We start from the raw sequence: 23914 nt of genomic DNA, 5'->3' as shown, positions 1-23914 counted from the left end.
GGGTTTTGGGTTTGGAGTTTTTTCGGCAGTTTTAGTAACTTCAGTTTTGTTTTGGACTGTTTCTTCTTTCTCTGTTTTTAACTGAACAACAGGAGTGATATTTTCTGCTAATGATTTTTTCTGAACAGCATTTTCGTCCTTTTTCGGTTCATTTGATTTTTTTGAACTGCAGGCGATGGACTAAAGAAAGATTCGGAAGTACTGTTTTGTTTTTTTGATACTACCTGGTCAGCAACATTATCAGCTTCAACTTCATATTTATCATTTGATTTTCCAATGTTGAGTTTTGCCTGAACACCAAAAAAATCGTCGCCCTGTCTTGAGTTAAAAGCAGATGCGCTGGAAGGATTTGATTTTGATTTTTGGCTAAATGCTGACATAGAAAAGCTTTTATGGTCTGGTTATGATGTTGTTATAGAAATGTTTCCGGTTAAACTGCAATGTGTTGGATCTCCGTTATAGCCTCCCAAATAAATTTCGACATAATAGGTGCCGCTGCTTAAATCTGAAACCGAGGTACTTCCTCCTGATAATGAAATCGTTTCAGAATGCACATTACTATCAAACCAATAATCTGCACTTCGGTATATTTTAACTTCTATTGCATTGGCTATATCACTACATCTGGGCGGACCAACCCAACCCAAATTAGAACTCACTTGTATAGAACCACCACTGCCAACACTAAAGTTGTTTGATACACGTTTGTGTGTTGTCCATTGGTTTATATTCCATGGTATTGTGGCTAATTGCACAACATTGCTTTGTTTTTGAACATTTTTACTTCGATTTCCTTGCTGAACAGTATGTGTTAATTCATGCGCCAGTAAATGTTTTCCTTCTTTAGAATCAGGATTGTATTTTCCTTCGTTAAAATAAACATCATTTCCGTTGGTAAAAGCCTGTGCGCCCAGTTCCTGACTCATTTGAACGGCATTTGAATCGGTATGGATTTTTACGTTACTGAAATCGCTGCCAAAACCTGATTCCATTTCTCTTTTTGTTTTTTGGTCTAAAAGATTTCCGCTTCCTTTTGAACTTTCCAATTTTCCTTCCAATTCATTGTTCTGAATGTCACTTTCTGCATTTTCTGTTTTTTTCTGAACTGGTTTTTCCTCTTCTTTTTGATCTTTTTTCTGAACTTTATCTTCTTTTTCGCAATTGTCGCATTTCGCCTGAACGGGTTTTTCTTCGTCCTTTCCTTTCTTCTGAACAGGTTTTTCGTCTTCTTTTTTATCCGATTTTTTTGAACGGGTTTTTCCTCGTCCTTCCCTTTTTTCTGAACTGGTTTTTCGTCCTCTTTTTTATCCGATTTTTTTGAACGGGTTCTTTTTCTTCCTTCATATCTTTTGCCTGAACAGAAGAAATAGTTTCTGAAATGGGTTTTTGCTGAATTTCTTCTTTCGATTGCAAAAGTCCGCCGCCAGAAGAACGATTGTTTGTTACCTGATCTGCAACTCTATCGGCTTCTACTTCAAATTGATCACCTGCCGTTCCTGTTTTTAATTTTTTCTGAATTTTTGGTTCAAAAAAAGGAGAAGGCGAGTGCTTGTCCTGTTTTCTGTTTTCTAAAGATCTCATAGCTTCATTTTTTATAATTTAAAACAGATAATTATTTCTTTACTCGTAATTGGCTTATTTTAAGCAACCATAATTTTAGGATTTACATCTTCTTTTTGCAGTATTTGATGTTTTTCTAATTCAATTTTTATTTGGTCATACCAATACGGAAAAATTTTAAACAGTCGGTATTCAATTTCGTCTGTAATGTTTTTTTTGTACTTTTTAAGACCAAAGAGATGGCTATAGCCCAATTCATTGGCACATCTGCCATGTTCGGTGATATTTTGTCCTTTAAGCAATAAGGTTGGCGTGATGTTGTAATAATTTAAAATCGCTGCCAGATTGTATTGTTCGATAACAATGCAGGGTTCAAATCCTTGTTGTTTTAAGGGAGCAAATTCTTCGCGATGTGCCACATAAATTTGTTCCAGATCGTAATAAGCATTTACAAAATTGTCACGAAGTTTGAGATCATTAAAACCCAATATGCCACAACCGTAAGCGTGTCCTAAATTAGAATGCCAATAGGATAGCTGTTTGGTATATTGAGAAAAAAATCAATTTGTCTTTTATAATGCATTTCGTAGCCGCATTCTTTTCTTTCCAGTATTACAGTCTCGAAATTAAAGTTGATTTTGTTTTTTATAAACACATCTGTGTCGAGATGAACAAAGGGTTTTGTCTGTTTTTCGATAGCATGAATTTTCGATTTCATCCAGAGTTCTTTATTTTTTTCATTGCTTACTTTTGCCACTTTACATGGCAGCATATACAAGAATTTATACACAGTTTCGTCAGTATAAAGTTCAATGTCTTTGTACCAGAGATGACTGTATAAAATGCTTAAAGCCGTCATATAGATGGTTTCCTTCAATTTATTACCCACTTGCCAGCGGTTATTTAGTAAAGGAAAAGTATCCAGACTGTAGATAATTCTTGGTTCTTCTTTCATAAATGTTTTATTTTCGGTGCTCATCTTCATTTATTTATTACCAGTCAACAAAAATTATTTTGTTTTTCCAGGCCAGTTTTACAATTCCTAAATTCCAGGTAATTTTATCCAGCAAAATATCCTGTGTTTTTCTTTCGACAATAACTTTCGGATGATCTTCAGACAACATTATTTTTCCAGGCCTTTGTAAATATTCGTTTTGTAATAAGGCAACAGAAGAATTTTTCATGATTGACCAATTTTCCAGAACGGCCTGTAGCATTTCATTACTATGATTTTTTAATTCTTCTGATAGTCTAATATTTCTGTTTATGGTTTGGTTTGCCGGAATGTTGCACAAGAATTTTTCGAACAGCATTTCGTGTTCATAATCCTGTTCTTTGGCCGTGGCGATATAATGTAAAAGATGCGCCGCAACTTCGGGATCATTTATGGTATTATCTTTATGGAGTAATTTGCAATTCTCAAAAAGCTGTTTTAGAAAAGGGTGAATGAGAATTAATCCGGCATTGTTTACGTAATAATCAGTAGCGGTTTCAGCAAGGATTTCCTCATTTAATAACAAATCAGAATTCAAAATTTCTTCTGTTTTAATATCTTTATTATTATTGAAAATTTCTTTATTAGTATCGAAAATCAAATTTATTTCTTCAGCTTTTTTATCATCCGAAACAGAAGATTTGTTGGGTTTTGTAAAATTTGATTCTGATAAGTTATTGTCTTTGTTTTGAAGTGTTTCTGAAGTTTTGTGTTCGAGAATATTCGCTATAAGCAAAACTTCATTTTCCAGATTAATTAGTATTTCTAAAACGGATTGATTTACTATTTGCTTCTTTATAATTTCTAAAACAAATGTTGAAGGGTACTTTTTAATAACATCAAATGAAGTAAACAGCTCAACTAATTTTTTCTGTATTAGACTTTCATTTTCCTTTAATAATTGCGAAATAAGTAGATCCCAAACTAGATTTCTCTGATGTAATCCTTGTTTTGATTTTAAAATAACGGTATTTATAGTGTCTTTTATTTTGTTACTATTTCCAGAAGTTGTTTGTTCAGAAGCACTTAATTCGATAAGAAATGTTTTCGCAAGAATGCTATAAATCTGATTATCTGATAATTGTTTGATGAATCTGATTCTGCTTTGTCGATTTTCTAATGCCTTTTTTAGTTTTAAACCAAAAGTTTTTTCGCTGATCATTTCTTCAAATTGATTCTCTGTGCTGAGGTTGAGAATGTCTTTTGAAAGAGCACACCACGAAGTCGTTCCGGTTTCTAAAAAACTGAAAAATTCATTGATATTTTTTTCTTTGACAGGAACCAGGTTGTAATTTTTTGTATCAGGAAAGCCCTTATCTATTTGTTGTTCTATTTGTTTTTGAAACTGATTTATGATTTCGATTTTTAGAGTATTAAAATCAAAATCAGCAGGCATTGAAAAATCGATGTTTAATTTTTCTATCTGAATACTCTGCAATGGCATTTTATCATGAAGCGTATCAAAATAAGCTTCTAAAAGAGGAAAAACTTCCTCTTTTAAAAACGCGTTTAGATTGTCTTTGAGATAATACGCCTTTTGTTTAGAAGAGGTATTGACTTCAAGAAACAGCTTATTGATAATATGTTGATTCGCAGTCTGCATTTAGCTTAGATAGTTTATTTGTTTGTTGATTTCGTCTACTATAAAAGTGACATCATTAAATACAACTTTCATATCTGACAGGAATATTTTTAATGTTCCCTTAGGGTCTGTATTGTATTTGACTTTTTTAAGACTTACCAGCAACGCGTTAATACGATCCAAAACAGATTTAATCTGATCAGTAAATTCTTTGATGTTTTTTGTTTGCTGGCATTTTAGGATAAAATAAAACAGCTCGATATGACTTTCGGTAAGGGAACTCAGAGCTATTTTTTCACTATTTATTGTAGTATCTGTAGCAACTAATACTTTGTTGTAAAGACTGTCTGTAAACATTTCGACTAATAAATGGTTGAATTCACCATTTATGTAAGCAGTTGTTTTTTCGGCTACATTTTGAATTTGCTTTTCAACTTCGGTTTTGATAAAAATAGTGTCTTTACCAAATTTTTCTAATTCAGGCAGACTGTCTATTTCTTTAAACATCAGTTTTGTTTTTTTGATAAAGGTGTTGACACTTTTTGTACAGTTATCTATAGGAATTCTTTCTATAAGAGGTATATCTCTTGGACCATCGGTATCTTCACCGCAATATTTACTGTAGGCATAAAGTGTTACCTGAATGGATGCACTTTCATATTTTGAAATCGAGCTTATTAAGGGTTCGGTTGATTCGGTTTCAAATACTACTCCTGCTATTTCCCATACATATTTTACTGCGTCTTCAGAATTGTTGATTAAGGTCAGGTTATCATTTTCAATAGTATAATCAAATTTTGCTATTGGCAGATTTAGCATCTTAATGACAATATCCGAAGGTTTGCCATTTACGTAAACCACGACCTTGTTTACTTCTGGAGGAACATCATAACCAATAAAAACATATTGTTTTGTATCTTCATCGAAAGAAACGCCGTCGCCGCTTAATATTACTTTTTTACCTTTAGATTCGATGGTGAAAACATACGGAGTATCGTCATTTCTGCAGACATTATTAACGTCAATACTAACTTTGATATCTGCAATTTCAAAAGTTACCGAATGGTTTACTGTGTAGCTGCAGTTGCCATTATCTCCAACCACTTTTACAGGAAAACTATAACTGTCTTCTACTGGCGATTCATAGGTATAGGTATGCTGGATTTTTGTTTCAGTAGTGATAATGATACCGCTTTGATCACCAAAATCCCAAACGTATTGTATTTTGTCCTGATTATCGCTCGTAATAATAAAATCAACAGTAACTTCATTGCTTTCTTCTGATGGCGTGATTACGGTTGTAAAATCAAATTTTGGTTTTCTAAAAATGGTTACTTCACATTTTGTTTCGATGTTATTGACCGTAAAAGTTATGGGCTGGCCTATAAGTTCTTCGCTCACGAGTTTTGGATCAAAAACAAATTCGCCGTATTCATTTTTTGTAACTCCTCCATTCAAATATTCGCTAATATCTGCTTTGACATAACCTCCGGTTGGCGTTACATGAAATGGATAATAGGAAGTTTTTTCATCAAAACAAAGTTTGTCTACAGGTAAAGAGAGCGATATTACATTATCGTCGCAGCACAAATAAGGCAAAGTAAAATCGGCAATGATGGGATTATATACAATCGCTTCTTCCTTACTGCCTTCGCTTTCAAAATCGCCTGCTAAGGAATTCCCTTCTGAATAATAATACGGATACGATCTGTATTCGTCTTCGATATAAATCATGATAAAAGTGCCTCCCGGTGCTACACCTGCTTTGTGTTCATAGCCATGATTTTTGTTGAGATAATACGAAGTAAAATTCTCTATAACTTCTTTTGCTTCATAATCAGTTACGCCAAGTACGACAACATTAAACCCTAAACCGTGCTGACGTCTTATTTCCTGAATCATTTTTAAGGCTTCCTTGTAATTTTTTCCGTGATGCCCTTCAATTCTGTAAAAATCATGGTCTGAAATAAATTCCAGCGGTTGTTTTATATTTAAATAGTGGTCGTGGTAACTTCTGTTGCTGTATTGTTTTGCTATTGCTGTTTTTTCGTAATCCCAAAGTTCAATAAGGTGATTTCCAACATTATTATAAAACGGAATCGCTTTTTTACTTAAACTACCCAACTCAAAACTAGGCGTAATTTTGATGTCATTAAAATTGACGTTGTAATTGGCCAGTAGTTGTACAGCGCGTTTTATAAGGCTGTATAATTGCTGTAAATGGGTGTTTTTTCCGTAGCAAATTTTAATTTCCTTACCTTCCGGATCGATAATAAATTCATAAACTTCCTCTTCTTTTACGGGCTCATTAAACAAGTCAAATGGCAAACAATCATTGGCAGTACTAAGGTTTTGACCAGTAAGCAAAGGCGATTTGTAAAAACCGTGTCGGTATTCAAAATACGGTTTGGTTTTTACGATTTCTCCCAACATTAAATGTTTGGGAAAAGATTTTAAATCCGGACAGCAAAATTCACCGTCCATATGAGCTAATAAGTTTTTTATCTCGTTATAAGTATCAATTAAATCGTTGAGAAGATCGTATTTGTATTGAAAATCAGGAGGGATATTATTCTCATCAAAATCAAATAATTCTGCCAGATTTTTTTGAATTGAATTTAAAATTTCCGGCATTTGTAAACTCTTCAGCAGGATTTCAAAACCTTCGTTCAGTTTTTTTATCACATTGTTTTTGAATATACCGTTGGTGAATGTTTTTTTGATTTCGGTATAATTGATAAAATTTTCGGGATGTAAAACGATACGGTTTGAAATTACCGATGGCAGTTTATAATACAGGTTAGCAAAATTGACTGCGTTGAAAATTATATCATGGCTGTTAATTTGATCTGCAACAGCTTTACTAACCAATAACGCTTTGTGATTGCCAATAATTTCTAATCCCTGATTATCGCAGGAAAGACTTACGCACAGATCGGCCTCTTTCTCATAAGTTTCTATATATAATAAAGTTACGGCATCAGTAAGGTCTAATCCTGTATTTTCTTTAAGAAATTCTATGAGGAAAGTATTGGCACTGTCAAGCGCCTGTTGTTCGTAAGTTAAGAGTTCGAAAATTTCAAGCTGATCGCTGCCATTGTAGAAATAAGGTTTGTAAGCTGCTTTTTTGTTGTCGTGTACTTTGTAATGCGTGTATTGTTTGCTTTCAAAATCAATGACTTTTTCGCCGTTAGGAATAGTATTGTATAAATGAATAAGATCACCATCAGTAGTTATTCCGCTACCTTGTGTTATGGAGATGTTTTTTGCCGATTCATTATAAGAAACCTGAAACCCGCAAATGATGCCCACACCACTAAAACCAATTCTGGAAATACGGTCCTGATCATCAAAATAATCTACAATCTCGTTAAGATGTCCTTCTGTAAGTACCTGATTTTTTGTAAATTTTCGGTACAAAGTTGTTATGGTTGAAAGTTTTGCTAACATTTTGAATGGTATTTATAGTGATCCTAAATTTGTTTTTCCCAGTATTATTTTTTGGAATTGATTTTCGTTTTCGTCGCTGCAATCAAATAATCTTCCCGTAGGATATATATTGCTAAGGTGGGAGAGAGCTTTAATAAATGATATTAATTCTGTTTCCGGTTGTTCCTGGTTCAGTGCTGTTTTGGCAAACAAATATGCTTTATAAGAGTTTTCAAATTGCACAAGTTCATTTTCGAGCGGGTCATCGATTTCATTTTTCCTGTGCCCGATCCAGCAAATTTTTGCTAATACGTGCGATGGCAATTCTTCTTTAATGACCTTTTCCATATAATTTCTAAAATCAGTATTGGCAAAACGCAGCGTATACCCGGGCAGGACAATGCTAATGCGATAGGAGTAGGGATCCAGCGGTTCGCAGCTTTTGCATTCATCGGTACAAATCGGTAAAAATGTTTCCGGATTTACGGTAATCAGATTTACATCGGGACGAAGCATCATGTGTTCGACAATAAACATTCCTTCTTCTGTAAAAACTTCTTTCATGAAATAAATCAAATCCAGAATAGATTGTTTTAGTTCCTGTAAAGTATCATAATACGTATATCGTTTTGCAATAATTCGGTCAGGGTTGTCTTCGTCTGTAATTAACGGATTAATGATGTCATAAGAATATTTGCCCGAATCTGCCTGATGAATCTGAATGTTGCCAATAACCTCAGGATCTGAAATTCCTTTTTTAAAAGCTTCTTCAACATCATGTTCTCTGGTTTGAATAATTTGCAAAACCGCAAAATATAGTTCTCTGTTGGCCGCCGAAGTATCATAATATTCTGTAGTTCCGGAGAGTACAATATTGTCTTCTGTATCTCTGATTCTCCATCGGTAAACAAGCTGATTGTCTGAATCAATAAAATGATATAAGTCAACAAAAGAATCAGACAGGTTTCTTCTATTATAATCTTTGATTCCTAAAAGTCTGGATATTCTCTTTTTTACTCCCGAAACATTATCGGTATCCCATAAATTACTATTTGGCTGTTTGTAGTAGTTAAAAGAGTTGCCTCGATTTTTACTTACGATTTTATAATCTTTCAGAAAATCTTCTTTGTTTTTCAGTACCACTTCGTCTGTAGCATTGCCATAAATACTTTTGTTGATGAAAACATATTCAGAAAAACTTTCGGCAAAACGACCTAAAAGATGATCCAGAATATCATTTCTTCTCTCTATATTATTGTCCAGTTTTTCAAAAAGAATTTCTGTAAGATGTTCATCGTTTTTTTCTGGGTAATTGGAAACCAGTTCACTAAGCCCGTCGATATCTTTTATAGCCTGAGTAAAAAATGTTTTGGTAAGATTACCGCTTACCGAAAGCATTTCATTCACCTGTCCTAAATGTTTAAAATAGCTTCCTAAAATCTGATCAAAAAATAAAAGATAACCTTTAAGTTGTTTTGCCTGAGATTTTCGGGCTGCTGTGGCTCTTGTTGGCAAACCATCTTCTCCAATACCATAAGTATCCGGAAAATCATTTTGTATCGTTGTATAACTTTCTATGTCCAGATAGCTTCCGTCGGGTAATTTCAGTTCTTTATTTTGACTCGAAAAAGCAGTGGCCGCATCTTTTGCAGCATCAATTTCGTCAAGATAAATTGCTACTTGTTCCTTATCGATATTTAACGGCAGTAAACCTTTATTATAATTGAATACACTTTTATAACAAATTATCGGTTTCTGATATTCTTTAAGACAAATTAGCCATTGATTTAAATTTGCATCGCCATCTCCGCAATCTCCCATAGCGATATCTTTGATGGAGATAACACCCGGCACATTCATGATTAATTTTATAATATCAGACAATCGTACTTCACTGGTTAGTTCGGCTTCGATTAACTCTTTGGTGTCTATAAAACCATTTTCAAGAATTGGACCGTCAAAAATTTCTAAGGAAGTATATCCCTTATCCATCATTTGTTTAACAGAATAAAACTTGACTGTTGTCGATAAATAGCCATCAAGTGCATGCAGTACAAGTGCGTGAACCATTTCTTCATCGGCCTGAGTATCTACCTCAATACTGGCGCATATTTTTATCGGAAATTCATCTACTTTTATAACGTTGATCAGATCTTCGCACAGGTTTCTGTTGGCATGGTATTTTTCTCTGATTTTGTTTTTAACTTTGTTAATTTCCAAAGGATTTGTGCTTTCAAAATCTACATAAAGATCATATAAACCTTTAAGATTAAACTCCTTTTTAAAATCTCTCGGAACTTCGTTAAAATCTTTAGAATCATAGGATAATTTATCTTCTTTACAATTTACATAAACCGTTTTTTTATGTTTTGCCGGCCAGCAATTTTTAACGCCGTCGATATCGATAAACAATTTTCTGTAATCGAGTGCTGTTACGGGACTTGTAGGCAACACTTCTGACGCTTTAAAAAACTGTGAAGCTATTCCCTTGCTCTTTTGATCAGAAGCCAATATGTTTTCGATAGGAAGATTCATTCGCATACCAAGATCTGTTATGGCATAGCATAACATTTCTAACATCGTGATACCCGGATCATGCGAGTTAAAATCGGTCCATAATTTGCCTCCAAGCTGCTCGATATATTCAATACCTTTTTTCTTAGGTAAAAGAAATCCAGGTCGTCTTCGGTGGCAACTTTTTTAGGAATAGTGCTATGTGGGTTTAATACTGACATTTTTCTGGTAGTTGAATAATTGGATCTTTACAAGTTTTTATATCTGTAGAAATAATGTGATTTTTTACCGATACAAGAATGCGTTTTGGGTCTGACGGAGAGACTATTGGCAGAAATTCCAATTTGGCCTGATAAGCAGCATCATTTGGATTTTCGGGTTCTGGATTGTTTTCAAGTTTTGCCATTTCTAATTCGGCTAAATAGTCTACATAGTATAATTTTTCGATGTAGTCAATTACGGTGCTTCGGTGTAATTCAATTCCAAAAAGAATATCCTGAGAGGTATCAAATGCCCACGGAGACAAGAATTTTGCTATATCTTCATTCAATTGTTTTATATAAAAATTCTCATCATATTCAGCATAAAACTTGACACTTAATTTAACCACCACTTGTTCGTATTCCGGATTAATAACCGCCGTATCAACATGCATACTGTTTAAATTGCTGATGTAATTTTGAATTTTATTTAAGGTTGCTGTGCTAACTCTTGGCTCATAAATATCAAATACATTTTTGTTGATAATATCCGGAACCACAATAAGGGTTACATCGCCGGGAGAAAGAAATGAATTGGTTGTATTATTGGTATGATTCAGACATTTTACTCTAAATACTTCCGGAAATTCCTGAAGAATGAGATGTTCATAATCCCAAAGTGTTATAGCTCTGTTTTTATGGCGAAGGCGTTCGCTTACACGTTTGTAATACGTATTATCAGATTCTATAGGTGTTCCTCCAAAAGAATTAAAAGGCTGCGAAACACTTTTGACTTGTGTAATTCTGTTAATCAATTTAGAAATCGTTTCGGCCGGCAATCCTTTTTCTAAATGCGATAAATCATTTTCATTGTTAAAAAATTCGGCGGTAACGACTTGTGTTTTTACATCGATAACTTTGCAGACAGCATCATAAGCTTTATGCATTTTGGCTTTGATCCAGATGAGGTTGTCCGGCAATAAAGTATTGGTTTTTGTTGCCTGTTTCGGGATAGTAAATTTTACAATACCCGATTTTAAGAAATTATCTATAGAATTGGCCAAAAGTTCGTTTTCAATATTTTTCCACTGATTATCGCAAAGTACAAACCAGTGTACTTTTTCTTTTCCTGTAAAAGATTTAGCCTGCGGATTTTCGCTTCCTTCTAATATCTGAAACAATAAGGAAATTTGCTGTGTAACTTCTGCTTCGTCAAGACCAATATAAAATTCGCCTCCGTTGCAATAATCAGGAACCAGGTGGCTTGCAATGGTACTATTTACATCAAGAACCGCTTTTTGTTGCGCTAGTTTTTTTAGATACAAATGCTCTTCACTTTGTCCAAAAGGAGCTTCGTGAAATAATCTTATACGATCTGTCTGGTATTCTTCTTCGGTTTGATGGGTAAAATCTGTATTTTCTTCTGCCGTATAATTTAAGCTGATGGTTTCGATAAATGGCGTATAAGCTTCGTTTGGAATCGTTGGTTTTGCATCTTTGCTCAATATCGCAAGCGTATATATTTTTGGGTATAAAGAATGCAGAAAGGATTGGTTTAATGTCAATCGTATCGGACCGCTTTTGTCAATATCATAATTATCTTCTTTTACAGAAAAATCAGTTTTATATCCCTTCGTAGCATCATTTGCTGTAAACAATACAACTTCTTCATCTTTGCTTACCCAGTTTTCTTTATTTAATACAGCTGCTGTCGCTGTAAAATATTCATCTTTACCTACAATGGGATCTGCCTTCTCGTTTCCGTCCAGAAAGTTGGTTTTATAAGCAGCGTAATGTGTTACGAAAGAGTTTGGTGTATTTTTCCAATTGATGGTAACATCAATATTTTTCCATTTTTTCGAAAAGATTTCAGGATAATTTATTAGAAATGAAGAACCTTTTGTAGGCTGCGTTGTAAAAGGATAGAAGGGTTTAGCGGCGTTAAGCAAACCTGTGTCGCTTTCCAGCAATAAAGAGGTAACATCTGTTACATCTACTTTTACATTAATGTTACTAACGGTTTTTGTGACTAAATTTCTAAATAAAGAATGTCCTTCTGTATTTTCAGTATGAATTAAAAATCGAATAACAGGATGCGTACCGGAAAAATGTTCGCCCAATATTTTTTGGTTGTAATTGACAATTGCCGGAGTATCTTTCGAAACCTGAAAAACAAGTCTTAATTGATCTTCTGAAATACTCGAAGCTTCGCCATCCAATTTAAATTCACCCAGCCATTTTTTTCGCCACTGCAAAAAACACTGATATTATTTACAAGATCCTCTGTGGTAAAGGATTCTTGTTTAAAGTCAAGAGCCTTGTTAAAAGTGATTGTAATATCAATATTTCTTTCTCCTTCCTGTAATGCTAACAGGGGAGAAGCAATTGCAAAACCAAGTTTAGCCGCCTGTAGTTCAGTATAATTTTCCTCGGCAGAAGTATATCCAAAAGGAAACCAGTATTTTGATTCTTCTTTAAGGCTTTCTCCTTTTCCGTCAAGCGAATTTGCCACTTCGCTGGCTTTTATTTTGCCTCGGTCAATATCATTATAGACACTTTTAAGCTGTGTAATCTGAGCTTTATTGGCAATTAATTCTTCGGTAGTTTTGTAAATAAGTTTGTTTCCTGTAGCATCTTTTCCGGCATCTAATTTGGTTAGCGGAGCAATTCTTTCTTCGATACTTTTTTTAGCCAATTCAAAAATAACATGCACTTTATCTGCTTTTGCAGGAAGTTTTTCGATTTGCAAAATGTCTTTATAGAAGAAATCAAGGTGTTTTTTTGTAATTAAATTAAAACGTGTTTTAGATAATTCCAACAGCTTTAAGAAACACACAAAAAGAGTCATATGTGGTGTTAATGTGCCTTCAAACTCAATGTTGCGAAGTGTTTTTGAAATATTTTGTTTTACATTATTATAAACCTTGTCATTTCTGTTAGAAATATTTTTAGGAATACCAAAATGATCAAAGATTTCCTGCCAGTTACCAGCTGGATTTTGGCTGTCATTTGTTTCAAAAAATTAACCTGTTTGGCGAAGTTATAGGTAAAAACTAACCAATCTTCCATATCAAAGTCATGAAGCTGCAAATTGTTGGGATCCAGAATAGTATTCAGGCGATCGCCTTGGTCTGTGCCATTTCGTTTGAATAATATATCGTTTGTATGGTCGCTGTTGTTACACATAATACTATTAAATATTAACCTTCGCTGAGGTGTAATTATTTTTAATCTTTTATTTACTGCTAATCCTGCAAGGTTTTCAAAACCTTGTAGGTATTCCTTTTTGTTTTAAAATTTTTTCACGCAGATTTTGCAGATCGAGCAGATTTCTCTCTTATAGTTTGTTTTTGAATTGTCACCCTGAGCGTCCCGAGACTTCGGGAGAAGGGCGTTCCAGTTGGCACATGGGCTTCGACTTTGATCGTTTAAACCCTGTAATCTGTGGCTAAATCTTTTCACACAAAATTTTTAATTTTTAATTCTCAATTTTTAATTCAAATATTCGTTCCTTCTTCTTTATAGAAAGGATATACCATATTGGTTCTGGAATTGGTCGCTCTTACTTTATAATCTAAAACCACTAGTAATTCACCATTTAAGTCATCTCCCTGACTGATGTCGATTTTCTCAACATCAATTCGTGGTTCGTGATATAGAATAGCGGTTTTTATTAATTCAGATACAAAGGTTTTTAGTGTTCTGTTTAGCGGATTAAAAAGAAGTTCATCCATATTACATCCATATTTTGGAAGCATAATACGTTCTCCAATTTTGGTCGATAATAAAATTTCCAGACTGCTTTTAATATCCTCTTCATCAGAAATCATGACAACAGATTTTGTTGTTTTTTTAAATTCTGGAGGAAAACTCCATCCGGTACCTAAAAAAGCTTGCTCACTTTCCATAACTATCCTATTAAAACTGTTGCTAATCCGGCTACTATTGTTCCGCCGTGTGCGGTTGAATCACCCATTCTGGCAGCTGGTTTTCCGCCAATTAAAACTGTTGATGACCCCATTACGATGCTATCCGGCGGACCACTGCAAGTAGCCATGTCGCCAACACAGGCTGCGGGAACTCCGCCAATTAAAACGGTCGGTACGCCGGCAGGTAAAATTGGTCCGCCCACATGTGGAACCGTTGCAGTTACCATTGGGCAAACATGCATATCTGAAACTCTTGCTGCTGGTGCTCCCATAATTTTAATTTATTTGAACAATACTTCCTTTTAAGACGGCAGTTGCGCCAGACGATAATTCTGCGCCCGCGCTTCCTTCTGCCTTCAATTGTGCGGTGGCACTTATCGAAACATTCGTTCCTTCAATTTTAACATCTCCGGTTGCTTTTATTTCGATGTTTCCGGCACTTTCCATTTTTATTCCGTTGCTGTCGATGGTGATTACGTTCGAATTTTCATCTTCAATAACAATAACACCTTTGTCTTCGTCAAGCGTAATTTTTTTCCTGCCGGAGTTTCAATTCCAATTGATTTTTTCTCATCATCAAACAAAACTTTCATTTCGCTTCGGGTAACAATTCCTTTTTGATGATTATCATCAGAAGCCGTTATCGGGGCAGGTTTTCCGCTGCTGTGAAGCATTCCTAAAACGATGGCATTATTTGGATCTTCATTAATAAAACCAATGATAACTTCATCTTCAATTTCAGGTCTAAAGAAAATGCCTCTGTTTTCTCCCGCATCTGGAGAAGCTACGCGACACCAAATTCCCTGTTCTTCATTATTGATGATTGGAATCTTCACCAAAATTCGGTCTTCGCCATTCGGATCACTTTCGAGCTGTGTTACAATTCCGGTGTGAAGCCCTTTTATAGCGGGGATAATTCCGGAACCGGTTGGCGTATGAATGTCAAATGTTTCAGAGAACCATTCCGGATTCAATCCGAATTGCGCATCAATAGTCCAGTTTCCTTCTGATATTTCATGAAAAACTCCTGTGATGTAGGCTTTTCCGTTAAATCGATCACCAACGCCTTCAAGCGTAATAATGGTGTTGGGTTTTACTGCCGGAATTCCCTGAAATTTGACTCTTCCGCGAATTTTTGATAATTGCTGAAAAAGTAATTTTGCATCTGCCCAATCCTGAAGTTCAGCTTCGGTGATTGCTCCGCCGTGACGTAACTCGAGGTTTTCCAGTTCGATGGTTTCGGCTAAATCTGATGCCGTTAAGTTTCCATTTAAGGAAATACCCGGATCTTTTGCTTCAATTTCAACCAATTCCTGATTGCTGTAATCCCAACTATACGAAGACACTTTTGCAAATTGATTTCTGGCGTCTATTTCAGCATCAAAATCTAATAAGCTGGCTCCAAAAGTTACTGTTTCCACAGATGATGATTTTACGTTTGGTTTGCTAATGATAATTTTACCATTTTCGACAAAACAAAGTTTGCCGTTTGCCTGCGCCCGTGAAACCATAAAATCCCAGTCTGATGTATTGTACTGAACAAGTTCTTTGTGGCTGAAATTGGTCGCTTCTACATCTTTTTGTAATCCGTAAGTGCCAATAATTTCCTCAAATGCTTCGCTGTCTTTTACATCATAAAAATATTTGCTTTTTCTTCCAATAGTAAGTTTTACCGCTTCATCTTTGCATTCGATAATCAATAACGAAGTCCCGCTTTTTATTTTAATAGAATGCTTGATGACAATGCCTTTGTAAATTGTTTCTTCGTCATTGTGATAACCGGCCGTTATTTCAATTTTTTTCCCCGGAATCAGTAAATCTTCATTACTTAATTTAAAATCTCTTTCAGAAGCTTCTCCATCTGTCAGAACGATTTGAGCCATAGGGATCCGGTTGACCTCATTTTGTACCACAATACTTTTTACCTGATAGGTTTTAGATAATTCTGTTCCTTCAATTAAAATTTTATGCGTTACTAAATCGGCATTTTTACTGGTTTGTATGACTCCGCTATTGTTCATCAGGATTGTTTTTGTAAGGGTGGGAAAAATAGTTTTTGCCCTGTTTTTAATTTTCTGAAATTGACAATGTTATTTACTCTGGCAACTTCCAGATAATACTTAGAATCACCGTAGATAGTAAAGGACATAAGAGGCAATGTATCACCATCTTTTACAGTTCTGAAATGTGTCAAATCCGGCGATTTATTGTTTTCCTTTGCAGCCCTTAACTGATCTTCGACAAAACCCTGAAATTTTGCTTTTGCAATCGCTCTTATTGGCGTTCCATTTGGTTTAAAGAGTTTAAATTCAATATTCATTTCGGTCAAAGCGCCTTTAAAAAGCAATGTTCCCCACGAAATAATCAGGTAATTGGGCTTGTGTTCGTCGCCATTGTAATCAAGGATGACTTTTTTGAATTTATCAATGTCATCCATAATTCCATTTGGAACACTTTCGAAGCCGTTAATTACTCCGGTTCGGTCAAAAACAAAATCGAGTTCCAGATTTTCGGGTAATTTTTTATTGAACTTTGGAGAAACCGTACTTGTGCCTGCAGCCTGATTTTCATCGGTTTCAATCTTATAATGATAGGTGTACTTTTCCGGATTCATTAAAGTAGAAAATTCACCATCGGCAACTTTTGTGTTAAATTCCGGATCACTATAAGCAACAACTTTAAGTTTTTCTAATTCTCCAGCCATGGCTATCTTTCTTTTTTACGTTCAATAATTTTCATTACCTGTTCTACACATTCCGCTACCGGATCTTCGCCTTTGTTTTTTGGAGCGCTGGGAGGAGAACTCGGTTTTGATCCTTCACTCACATTTATCTTGATGTGAAGCTCTTTTATTTCTATCGGCATGACTAACTTTTAAGTAAAGTGAAATAATTGTAAGTGAGTTCAAAGCTTTCTACAACGAGTTTACTTTCCTGAGCATTAAAATCCTCAACAGCCCATTTTACAGGATAAGCATGAACCACATTCCATGAAATCAAAGGCTGATGCTGTTCATTGAGCAATTTGATTGTCAGGTTAACAGGTTTAAATGAGAAGTTTTCGATAGCATCCCGGCACCAGTCGATTACTGCAGAATCTATGAGCATTCCTCTTTTTAAACTCAGGTTTGGATATTTTGTCTTTACCGGAAGTTTATGCTTGAATCTGTTTTCACCACCTTCGGCTATCTCTTCAGTTTCAATATCAACAGATAAACCGGAAACCGATTGAAACTGATGGTCTTTTGCCTGTGAGCCAAGACCTTCAAATTCAACTAAAAAGTGAAAACCAACAGGTGGATAATAGTTAGCCATGATTAATCATTTTGAATCGATAAACCTTCATGAACCAATTCCATTGATTCTATCGCCACTTCGTTTCCATCGGCTTTTAAATCAGTCGACTGAACTTTGGTTGGCCATGCATTTTTTACTTTCCAGGTAATTACCGGTTCGTGTTCTTCGTTCAGTAATTTGATGGTAATGTCCCTTCTTTCGATAGTGTTTAATTTTACCGTATTCCACCAGTTGTAATATTCATTATCACTTTTAAAAGTTCCTCTTTTCAAGGTGATATTAGAGAATTTTTGCATGCCCGGCATCTTGATTTTACTGTACTCCGGACTTGCGCCCTGACGGTATTCGATAACTTCAGTTTCTACATCTAATCCGGAGACTTCTGTAAAGCCTATTTTTGTTCCTCCCCAGTCAACTGAGAAATGAAACTTTGGTAATGGATAACTCATGATCTATATTTTTTTAATGTTGATATTTAATTAAGATTCCTGCATTTTGTGAGAGAAACGAAGGATGATGAACTCTGCCGGACGAACTACTGCCATTCCGATTTCAACAATCATTCTGCCTTCCAAAATATCCAAGGCCGACATGGTTTGTCCTATTCCGATTCTAACATAAAAAGCCTGTTCAGGTTTTGCTCCGGCCAAAGCTCCGGCTCTCCATTGAAGAATTAAGAAATTCTCAATCATCGCTCTGACTCTTATCCAGGTATTGGCATCATTAGGCTCAAATACAAATTGTTCGGTTGCTTTTTTGATAGATTCTTCTGCCATGTTAAAGAAGCGTCGTACCGGTACATAACGCCATTCGTTGTCATTACCTGCCAGGGTTCTTGATCCCCAAATCAAGGTTCCTTTGCCCGTAAAACTTCTGATGGCGTTGATGGATTTACCGGCCACAGTATCAACATTTAAATTATCCTGAATTGTATTTGTTATTTTAACGGTTGGTTTTATAACATAGTTCAGGCTTACATTCGCAGGAGCTTTCCATACGCCTCTGTCACGATCAACTCTGGCATAAACCCCTGCAACAGCAGAACTTGGAGGAAGTGTTATGGGCAGATTGTAAATTTCGGTAAGTATTTTATTGAACGTTGCGTTGTCAATATCTTCTAAAGTGCTTAATTTTCTTCCGTTTAATGCTCCATTATTTACATCTTTTCCGTTAACAGATTTAATGTGGTTTAAAAGTGTAAGCAGCGTTCCTTTAACACCGGAAAAATTATTTGTAAGTCCTGTAATTCCCGTTTGAAGGTTCAATTGATCATAGATTAGCAGTTTTTTTAATTCTTTATCAAAACTTACATCATCGGTTGATATAATTTTAAGCATTTTAGCTGCTGTGTTCTCGTCCTGTATTTTTTTCTTTAATGTTTTTAAATTTTTATATACAGAATCAATTTTATTTGTGGCAGTAAAATTCAAATTAAAGGCTGTCAAGGCACTTGAAATATTACCTGCAATAACCATATCTTCATCAGATATTGTACTGATTGCAGCATTTGCTTCGTCGTTTAGCGAGTTTCTCAAAAGTGTTAAACTTTCTAAAGTAGCAAGTACTTTATCCAGGTTTTTTAAAAAAGCTGTTTTTTTGGCTGCGTCGGTAACAAAAGTCACTCCTAAATTAAAACCCGTTGCATTGTTACTATACATTTGTAAAAACATGTCACTGACCTCACCGGCAATATCTCCTGCAACAGAATCGTCAACCAATTTGGCTACGGTTGCGTCAATTCCTGTAGGGCCTTCTATAAGCTCCAATCCTGCAGCAATTTGATCATATGCTTTTGCTGTATAGGAGTAATGTTTTACTGTAATTTTACTGGCATCAAAAGCATAGTCCAGTATGGTTTCTAGGTGAGGATAATAAACTGCACCGTACTTAATAGTATCTTTTTCTGAACTAATTATATTTCTTAAAGCATCTATGTTAGGATCTGTTGGACTTGATTCGTCGTAACTTAGAGTGTCAATTAAGGTAAATCTGTCCTGAAGATTATGGCACTGTGCAAGCGCATTGTTGTATAATCCGTAAAAACTATCTGGAAGTATTCCGTCTACTCTTGTTGCGTCAGGAAATAAAATTAGTGTTGGTTCGTCTACTTTTTCTAATTCTGCCAATCCATCATTGAGTGCATCGCTATTGGTGATTACTGTAACCGGTGAGTCTGTTTCATCTAAATCATCTCCATAACGACCAACTGAAATAATGTAACAAGGACCGCCGCCATTTGCAAAAAATAACTGCATTGAATAGTACATTAAAAAAGGCTGTTTTGAAGTTGGCTGATCTACAATAATAGATCTCGTGTCGCCACTATTACCGGAAACATCATTAATTGTAACACTAATTGTTGTTTCTGGTTTTGCAAAGCCAAAAAAACGTTCATATTCTAAAAGAGATGTGATTCTGGTTGGCTGTAATTTTAAATCTCCATTAATCTTGTTCGTAGCTTTTTCAGTATAGCCAATAAAAGCGGGAATCGCTGTTTCAACCTGAGCTACAGAGGGAGGGAACTTTACGATTTCCTCAATATATACACCAGGTGTTTTGTAAGTTGTTGCCATAATTGATTGTTTTAATTATTAAATAAATATTTCCGAATAATAATCGCCATTGCTTTTTGTTATTGATTTTACAGAAGGATTTGGATACTGGCTATTTACCGGCTCTTTGGGCGTAAAATCGTTGAGAGGGTCAATTTCAACAAAACCCGAATAGGTTAGGGGTTTTACAGTATCGGTTTTGATCTCGGTTTTTGTTTTTTTGTTGATGTATTTCCAGAACGTTTTTCTATTATCAAAATGAATTTTAAAATGAGGGCTTAGTATTTTACCCGAATTAGTCACAATATTTCCCGGATTAGTATCGCCTTTCATTGTCAAAGAGATGATTCCGAAAACATCTTGTCTTTCTGGTGAATGGAGTTCGGATAAAAAATGCGCCGTTGTTTCTGCGGATACTAAAAAAGCATTTGAAATCAGGATGTTTTCATTGTTTTTGGGAATGTATTTAAATGTTACGGGTTCCGTTGTAGGTTTCACGTTACTGAATAAAAACATTTGGTTTAGGAAAAAATCCAAATCGGTATAATTCTCAAACTGATAATCGTTGATGGAGATTTTAAAGTCCAGTTTCAAATCTGCAGGAATACTTATAAACGGATCAGTTTCATCAGCTTCCTTGACTTTAGTGTATACCCGAAAACCCGTTTTGGTTGGCTTAAATGCCATTTTATAATTTTTTAATCTCGTTTTGGTTTCTACAGTTGGAACTATAGTTGCAAAGGAGCCGCTGTCGAATTTTTGCAGCATTTTTTCCTTATCCGCTAAAGACATTCCTGTATAAGTGTCTTCACCGCTATTCAGAAAATAATTGTGAAAAAGCGTTACTTCAAATAATAGTTCATATGAAAAATCAAAACTCATGATTGCTCTTTTGTTTTTGTTAAACCTTTAAATTTGCTGATAAGCTGTCCTTCGGCTTGTGCAATATTGCGTTCAATTTGTATCATGCTTACTTTGTATAAAGCAGAGGGAAGCTGCTTGCCTCCTAATGTTCCCCAGATATAGTTCAGTTCCTCAAAAGTGGGCGTGTAGAGTTCAACTGAAAATCTGAAATCATCAATATTTGCCATTGCAATATTATTTCTGTTATAAATAGTGTTGGCTTGTGTAAAGAGTCTTTTCCCTTGAAAAAATGCAATGATTTTTGAAATATCGTTAAGCGAGTTGATGTATATATTTCTATTGGCGCTAAAAAGTAAATACAGGTTTAAATTGATGACGCTATTTTTGTAAATTGTTTTAGCATTTTCAACAGAATGATTGGGAAAGTTTTTTAGAGTAGCTTCCTCATCCAAATTAATTAAGGTAAGGGCTACTTTGTCTTCTAAATTTCCGGATACGGTTTCGTTTTGAGATTCTAAAAAAGCAATATTTTCAGCCACAACTGTTTTTTCTAACCCAATTTCGTCGAGATAGTTGTTTACTTGTTCTGCAATTATTTGAATAACTTCAAAAACCATTTTGTGATAAAGTTTTAATTTTAAAAATCAGTACTTATATAGCTATGATAATTTGCTAAAAATCTCATTATCAATATGTAGGTAGAAAAATAAAAATAGGGGCTTTTGACTTTGCTTTAAAACTGAAATAGAAATAAGGCTGGTAGGTTTGTCTAAAGTAGAACAATGGAAGTGTATCAAAAAAGGGGAAAAGGACCCTTTTTTTAGGGTTAAATGGTTTATTAATATATTGATTTACAGATACTTACTCCTTGTAAAAAAAATTATTTTATCTTTTTCAAAAAAGCAAACGTCATAATTTATTGAAATCGATAAAATTTTAGTGAAAAAAATCTAAAACATTCAAGTTTTAGATTTAAGCGGGAACAAAAAATGGAGAATTTGGAATAGCCGGAAGTTCGATTTTTTCAGGTGAAATTTATTCGGGCTTTGTACAACGCAAATAACCTATGAGAGACCTTTTCTGCACAATATTAATACTAAGTAGGTGTTTGTGAGTTTGTTGCAGTTTGTAAAATAGTTTTTAAACATTCCATTTACTTTAACGTAACTCTATTTGCTGCAATTAAAATATGATTTTTAGATAACAAAAAAGCCTTAGAATTTTAAATTTCTAAGGCTTTTTTAATTGCAAAACTATGATTTAAAAATTAGTATTTACTTTTTTAGAGCGATCTGCAATGTATGAGATTAGCCAAATTGTTTGTCCTTCTTTTACAAAGAATATTTTCTTTTTTCTAAATCCGGAATGCTTTCCAGGCAAGATAATAAAATGTTATTTGCAGAAATTAAGTATTTCTGGTCATAGGTGGTTAAAACTCTGGCAGCTTCTTTGTTAGTTTTAGCAAGTGTAGTAAACTTGGTGAAGTTATTCTTTAAGATTGCATCGTAATTAATAACATCTTCCTTACTTAAGGCAACGTAATGCTCTTTAACGTTTTCATTATAATATAGAGTTGCAAACGCCCAAACTGCCCCGCCTGATAAATACATTTTATCCTTTTTTGATAAAAGAGGATTTTTGTCAAACATTTCTTTTACCTTTTTAAGTAATACCGAGTTAAAATCAAAAGATTTTTCCTGGTATACCGACATATCATTAACCTGGTTTTGGTTTACAACCGTTTTTTGTACTGCATCGGTAAGTGTCATTGTGCCGAAATTAAGCTCTAAAGGAATAAACTCTAATTTGTCATCTTTAAGCTCATCGATATATCCTCCTTTGGTAGTTTGCGCTCCAATGTCAAGCAGAAAAGCGTTAGCATAATCAACCGGCGGGATAGCACCTTTAACTAGCGTTTTAGCTTCTTCGTTAACATTAAGGATCTCAACATCTTTGTTAATTTGAGAAGTTATTTTATTTCTTAAAACGTCAATATTGCGGGCAGATGTAAAAAGAGGAGCAGCCACAAGAAAGATGTTTTCTTCAGGCATTTTATATTCTGCTCTTATTTTTTTTAATTGATCAACAACTATTGTACTTGTTCTGTCAATATCGTCCTGAGTAAGTTCACCGGTTTTATCAATATGTTCGGCAAAATTAATTCTCTCAGTCCAGAAATAGAGGATCTTATAATCCGCTTTTTTGATATTGTTTACATCCAGAACTGAAACTTTTATAGCTCTGCGACCGATTTCAATTCCTGCATAAAGACTTTTTTGCGAAAATGCATTAATGGAAAAAAGTAAATTTAAAAGAATAAGAATAAGAACCTGGGGTCTGTTTTTTTAAGCATTTGATTTAATTATGGTTAAAATATATTTATTTGAATAAAGTTTTTAAAGTAATTATGCGAAAGTCATAATTTTAAATTAAAAATAACGGGTTTTAATATAAGATCACAAATTTATAAAAACATTTACTAAGATAAATGCAGTTATTGCAAAATATGGAATTTAATTAGCAGGATAGTGTTTTGAGGACAATTGTGTACGATTTTTATTATTTCCAGGATGTTGAGAAAGAATATTCGTCAAATTGATTTAATAGTGAAACTGATTAAAACGAAAAAAGCTCCAGATTTCTCTGAAGCTTTCTCTTTGTAGCCCGTAGCGGAATCGAACCGCTCTTACATGGATGAAAACCATGCGTCCTAACCGATAGACGAACGGGCCTGTTTTTCTATGCGGGTGCAAAAATGCAATTAATTTTAGAATTGACAAAAATATTTTTTAGAAAATTGTTTTTAGTTATTCCCAAAATATCACATTTGTAAATAATCAATCGTAAATAAAATTAGCTATTTGAGATGTATTTATTTGATTAATAATTTTTTGGATTACATAGAAAAGTGTTTTTTTCTTCTTTTATTAAAATGATAATTTTTGATAAAATTGAAAATTATTTTTAAAGTTGTTTAGTTTGAAGGAATATTCT

The 23914-nt window shown here is 34.4% G+C and carries 22 protein-coding genes and 1 tRNA gene; all 23 read right to left on the bottom strand.

The features are described from left to right. Positions 1 to 107: 107 nt before the first annotated feature. The 23 genes from ACZZZT_RS23180 to ACZZZT_RS23070 all read right to left on the bottom strand — a co-directional run bounded on the left by ACZZZT_RS23180 (position 108) and on the right by ACZZZT_RS23070 (position 23652). Positions 108 to 380: a hypothetical protein gene (locus ACZZZT_RS23180; protein ID WP_463462098.1), complete on the bottom strand. Its 273-nt coding sequence runs from the start codon at positions 378 to 380 to the stop codon at positions 108 to 110. A 21-nt stretch (positions 381 to 401) separates the two neighbouring features. Continuing rightward, positions 402 to 1058, bottom strand: coding sequence for an eCIS core domain-containing protein (locus ACZZZT_RS23175; protein WP_463462097.1), 657 nt, complete (start codon positions 1056 to 1058; stop codon positions 402 to 404). Between the two features lie 175 nt (positions 1059 to 1233). Beyond that, on the bottom strand, positions 1234 to 1581 hold the full coding sequence (locus tag ACZZZT_RS23170) for a hypothetical protein (RefSeq protein WP_463462096.1): 348 nt from the start codon (positions 1579 to 1581) through the stop codon (positions 1234 to 1236). Between the two features lie 59 nt (positions 1582 to 1640). Beyond that, positions 1641 to 2048 carry a hypothetical protein gene (locus tag ACZZZT_RS23165; protein WP_463462095.1) on the bottom strand — a complete coding sequence of 136 codons (408 nt, stop codon included), beginning with the start codon at positions 2046 to 2048 and terminating at the stop codon, positions 1641 to 1643. Positions 2049 to 2071: 23 nt separating this feature from the next. Next, positions 2072 to 2539 carry a DUF6734 family protein gene (locus ACZZZT_RS23160; protein WP_463462094.1) on the bottom strand — a complete coding sequence of 156 codons (468 nt, stop codon included), beginning with the start codon at positions 2537 to 2539 and terminating at the stop codon, positions 2072 to 2074. A 13-nt stretch (positions 2540 to 2552) separates the two neighbouring features. Further along, on the bottom strand, positions 2553 to 4157 hold the full coding sequence (locus ACZZZT_RS23155; protein ID WP_463462093.1) for a contractile injection system tape measure protein: 1605 nt from the start codon (positions 4155 to 4157) through the stop codon (positions 2553 to 2555). Then, positions 4158 to 7586: a PKD domain-containing protein gene (locus tag ACZZZT_RS23150; protein WP_463462092.1), complete on the bottom strand. Its 3429-nt coding sequence runs from the start codon at positions 7584 to 7586 to the stop codon at positions 4158 to 4160. It lies immediately after the preceding gene. Between the two features lie 12 nt (positions 7587 to 7598). Next, positions 7599 to 10145: a hypothetical protein gene (locus ACZZZT_RS23145; protein ID WP_463462091.1), complete on the bottom strand. Its 2547-nt coding sequence runs from the start codon at positions 10143 to 10145 to the stop codon at positions 7599 to 7601. A gap of 142 nt (positions 10146 to 10287) precedes the next feature. After that, a complete protein-coding gene (locus ACZZZT_RS23140) occupies positions 10288 to 12534 on the bottom strand; it encodes a baseplate J/gp47 family protein (protein WP_463462090.1) in 2247 nt (748 codons plus the stop codon). Further along, the gene (locus tag ACZZZT_RS23135; RefSeq protein WP_463462089.1) at positions 12459 to 13097 is read right to left on the bottom strand and encodes a hypothetical protein; all 639 of its coding nucleotides are present in this window, start codon (positions 13095 to 13097) and stop codon (positions 12459 to 12461) included. The genes ACZZZT_RS23140 and ACZZZT_RS23135 overlap by 76 nt, the downstream gene beginning before the upstream one ends. A gap of 679 nt (positions 13098 to 13776) precedes the next feature. Then, complete coding sequence (locus ACZZZT_RS23130; protein WP_302094810.1) at positions 13777 to 14187, bottom strand: GPW/gp25 family protein; 411 nt, start codon at positions 14185 to 14187, stop codon at positions 13777 to 13779. A gap of 2 nt (positions 14188 to 14189) precedes the next feature. Beyond that, positions 14190 to 14480, bottom strand: a complete 291-nt coding sequence (locus ACZZZT_RS23125; protein ID WP_073397195.1) for a PAAR domain-containing protein — start codon at positions 14478 to 14480, stop codon at positions 14190 to 14192. Between the two features lie 4 nt (positions 14481 to 14484). Then, positions 14485 to 14655: a hypothetical protein gene (locus ACZZZT_RS23120; protein WP_463462088.1), complete on the bottom strand. Its 171-nt coding sequence runs from the start codon at positions 14653 to 14655 to the stop codon at positions 14485 to 14487. Between the two features lie 26 nt (positions 14656 to 14681). Beyond that, entirely contained in the window at positions 14682 to 16229 is a 1548-nt protein-coding gene (vgrG, locus tag ACZZZT_RS23115) for a type VI secretion system tip protein VgrG (RefSeq protein ID WP_463462087.1), read from the bottom strand. Next, positions 16229 to 16912: a CIS tube protein gene (locus ACZZZT_RS23110; RefSeq protein WP_463462086.1), complete on the bottom strand. Its 684-nt coding sequence runs from the start codon at positions 16910 to 16912 to the stop codon at positions 16229 to 16231. The genes vgrG and ACZZZT_RS23110 overlap by 1 nt, the downstream gene beginning before the upstream one ends. A gap of 2 nt (positions 16913 to 16914) precedes the next feature. Then, positions 16915 to 17073, bottom strand: a complete 159-nt coding sequence (locus ACZZZT_RS23105; protein ID WP_463462085.1) for a DUF5908 family protein — start codon at positions 17071 to 17073, stop codon at positions 16915 to 16917. Positions 17074 to 17075: 2 nt separating this feature from the next. Beyond that, a complete protein-coding gene (locus ACZZZT_RS23100) occupies positions 17076 to 17522 on the bottom strand; it encodes a phage tail protein (protein ID WP_042563916.1) in 447 nt (148 codons plus the stop codon). A gap of 2 nt (positions 17523 to 17524) precedes the next feature. Beyond that, positions 17525 to 17953, bottom strand: a complete 429-nt coding sequence (locus ACZZZT_RS23095; RefSeq protein ID WP_042563917.1) for a phage tail protein — start codon at positions 17951 to 17953, stop codon at positions 17525 to 17527. 30 nt (positions 17954 to 17983) lie between these two features. Further along, a complete protein-coding gene (locus ACZZZT_RS23090) occupies positions 17984 to 20077 on the bottom strand; it encodes a phage tail sheath C-terminal domain-containing protein (RefSeq protein ID WP_463462084.1) in 2094 nt (697 codons plus the stop codon). 18 nt (positions 20078 to 20095) lie between these two features. Continuing rightward, the gene (locus ACZZZT_RS23085) at positions 20096 to 20938 is read right to left on the bottom strand and encodes a hypothetical protein (protein ID WP_463462083.1); all 843 of its coding nucleotides are present in this window, start codon (positions 20936 to 20938) and stop codon (positions 20096 to 20098) included. Further along, on the bottom strand, positions 20935 to 21537 hold the full coding sequence (locus ACZZZT_RS23080; RefSeq protein WP_073397202.1) for a Pvc16 family protein: 603 nt from the start codon (positions 21535 to 21537) through the stop codon (positions 20935 to 20937). Before ACZZZT_RS23080 ends, ACZZZT_RS23085 begins: the two co-directional genes overlap by 4 nt. A gap of 714 nt (positions 21538 to 22251) precedes the next feature. After that, on the bottom strand, positions 22252 to 23064 hold the full coding sequence (locus ACZZZT_RS23075; protein WP_463462487.1) for a Ppx/GppA phosphatase family protein: 813 nt from the start codon (positions 23062 to 23064) through the stop codon (positions 22252 to 22254). A gap of 516 nt (positions 23065 to 23580) precedes the next feature. Further along, a tRNA-Glu gene (locus tag ACZZZT_RS23070) sits at positions 23581 to 23652 on the bottom strand. Positions 23653 to 23914: the final 262 nt, after the last annotated feature.

It is taken from the genome of Flavobacterium sp. AC274, from assembly GCF_979258275.1.
Note: the sequence above shows the minus strand (reverse complement) of the source record. Positions and strands in the feature narration are given on the sequence as shown.

Excerpts from the sequence above, each read along its gene's own strand:
- ACZZZT_RS23160 (WP_463462094.1), bottom strand. The coding sequence starts at position 2,539 with ATGAGCACCGAAAATAAAACATTTATGAAAGAAGAACCAAGAATTATC.
- ACZZZT_RS23125 (WP_073397195.1), bottom strand. The coding sequence starts at position 14,480 with ATGGGAGCACCAGCAGCAAGAGTTTCAGATATGCATGTTTGCCCAATG.
- ACZZZT_RS23090 (WP_463462084.1), bottom strand. The coding sequence starts at position 20,077 with ATGGCAACAACTTACAAAACACCTGGTGTATATATTGAGGAAATCGTA.
- ACZZZT_RS23080 (WP_073397202.1), bottom strand. The coding sequence starts at position 21,537 with ATGGTTTTTGAAGTTATTCAAATAATTGCAGAACAAGTAAACAACTAT.
- ACZZZT_RS23170 (WP_463462096.1), bottom strand. The coding sequence starts at position 1,581 with ATGAGATCTTTAGAAAACAGAAAACAGGACAAGCACTCGCCTTCTCCT.
- ACZZZT_RS23105 (WP_463462085.1), bottom strand. The coding sequence starts at position 17,073 with ATGCCGATAGAAATAAAAGAGCTTCACATCAAGATAAATGTGAGTGAA.
- ACZZZT_RS23145 (WP_463462091.1), bottom strand. The coding sequence starts at position 10,145 with ATGTTAGAAATGTTATGCTATGCCATAACAGATCTTGGTATGCGAATG.
- ACZZZT_RS23180 (WP_463462098.1), bottom strand. The coding sequence starts at position 380 with ATGTCAGCATTTAGCCAAAAATCAAAATCAAATCCTTCCAGCGCATCT.
- ACZZZT_RS23095 (WP_042563917.1), bottom strand. The coding sequence starts at position 17,953 with ATGAGTTATCCATTACCAAAGTTTCATTTCTCAGTTGACTGGGGAGGA.
- ACZZZT_RS23085 (WP_463462083.1), bottom strand. The coding sequence starts at position 20,938 with ATGAGTTTTGATTTTTCATATGAACTATTATTTGAAGTAACGCTTTTT.
- ACZZZT_RS23155 (WP_463462093.1), bottom strand. The coding sequence starts at position 4,157 with ATGCAGACTGCGAATCAACATATTATCAATAAGCTGTTTCTTGAAGTC.
- vgrG (WP_463462087.1), bottom strand. The coding sequence starts at position 16,229 with ATGAACAATAGCGGAGTCATACAAACCAGTAAAAATGCCGATTTAGTA.
- ACZZZT_RS23120 (WP_463462088.1), bottom strand. The coding sequence starts at position 14,655 with ATGGAAAGTGCCGGAAACATCGAAATAAAAGCAACCGGAGATGTTAAA.
- ACZZZT_RS23150 (WP_463462092.1), bottom strand. The coding sequence starts at position 7,586 with ATGTTAGCAAAACTTTCAACCATAACAACTTTGTACCGAAAATTTACA.
- ACZZZT_RS23100 (WP_042563916.1), bottom strand. The coding sequence starts at position 17,522 with ATGGCTAACTATTATCCACCTGTTGGTTTTCACTTTTTAGTTGAATTT.
- ACZZZT_RS23130 (WP_302094810.1), bottom strand. The coding sequence starts at position 14,187 with ATGGAAAGTGAGCAAGCTTTTTTAGGTACCGGATGGAGTTTTCCTCCA.
- ACZZZT_RS23110 (WP_463462086.1), bottom strand. The coding sequence starts at position 16,912 with ATGGCTGGAGAATTAGAAAAACTTAAAGTTGTTGCTTATAGTGATCCG.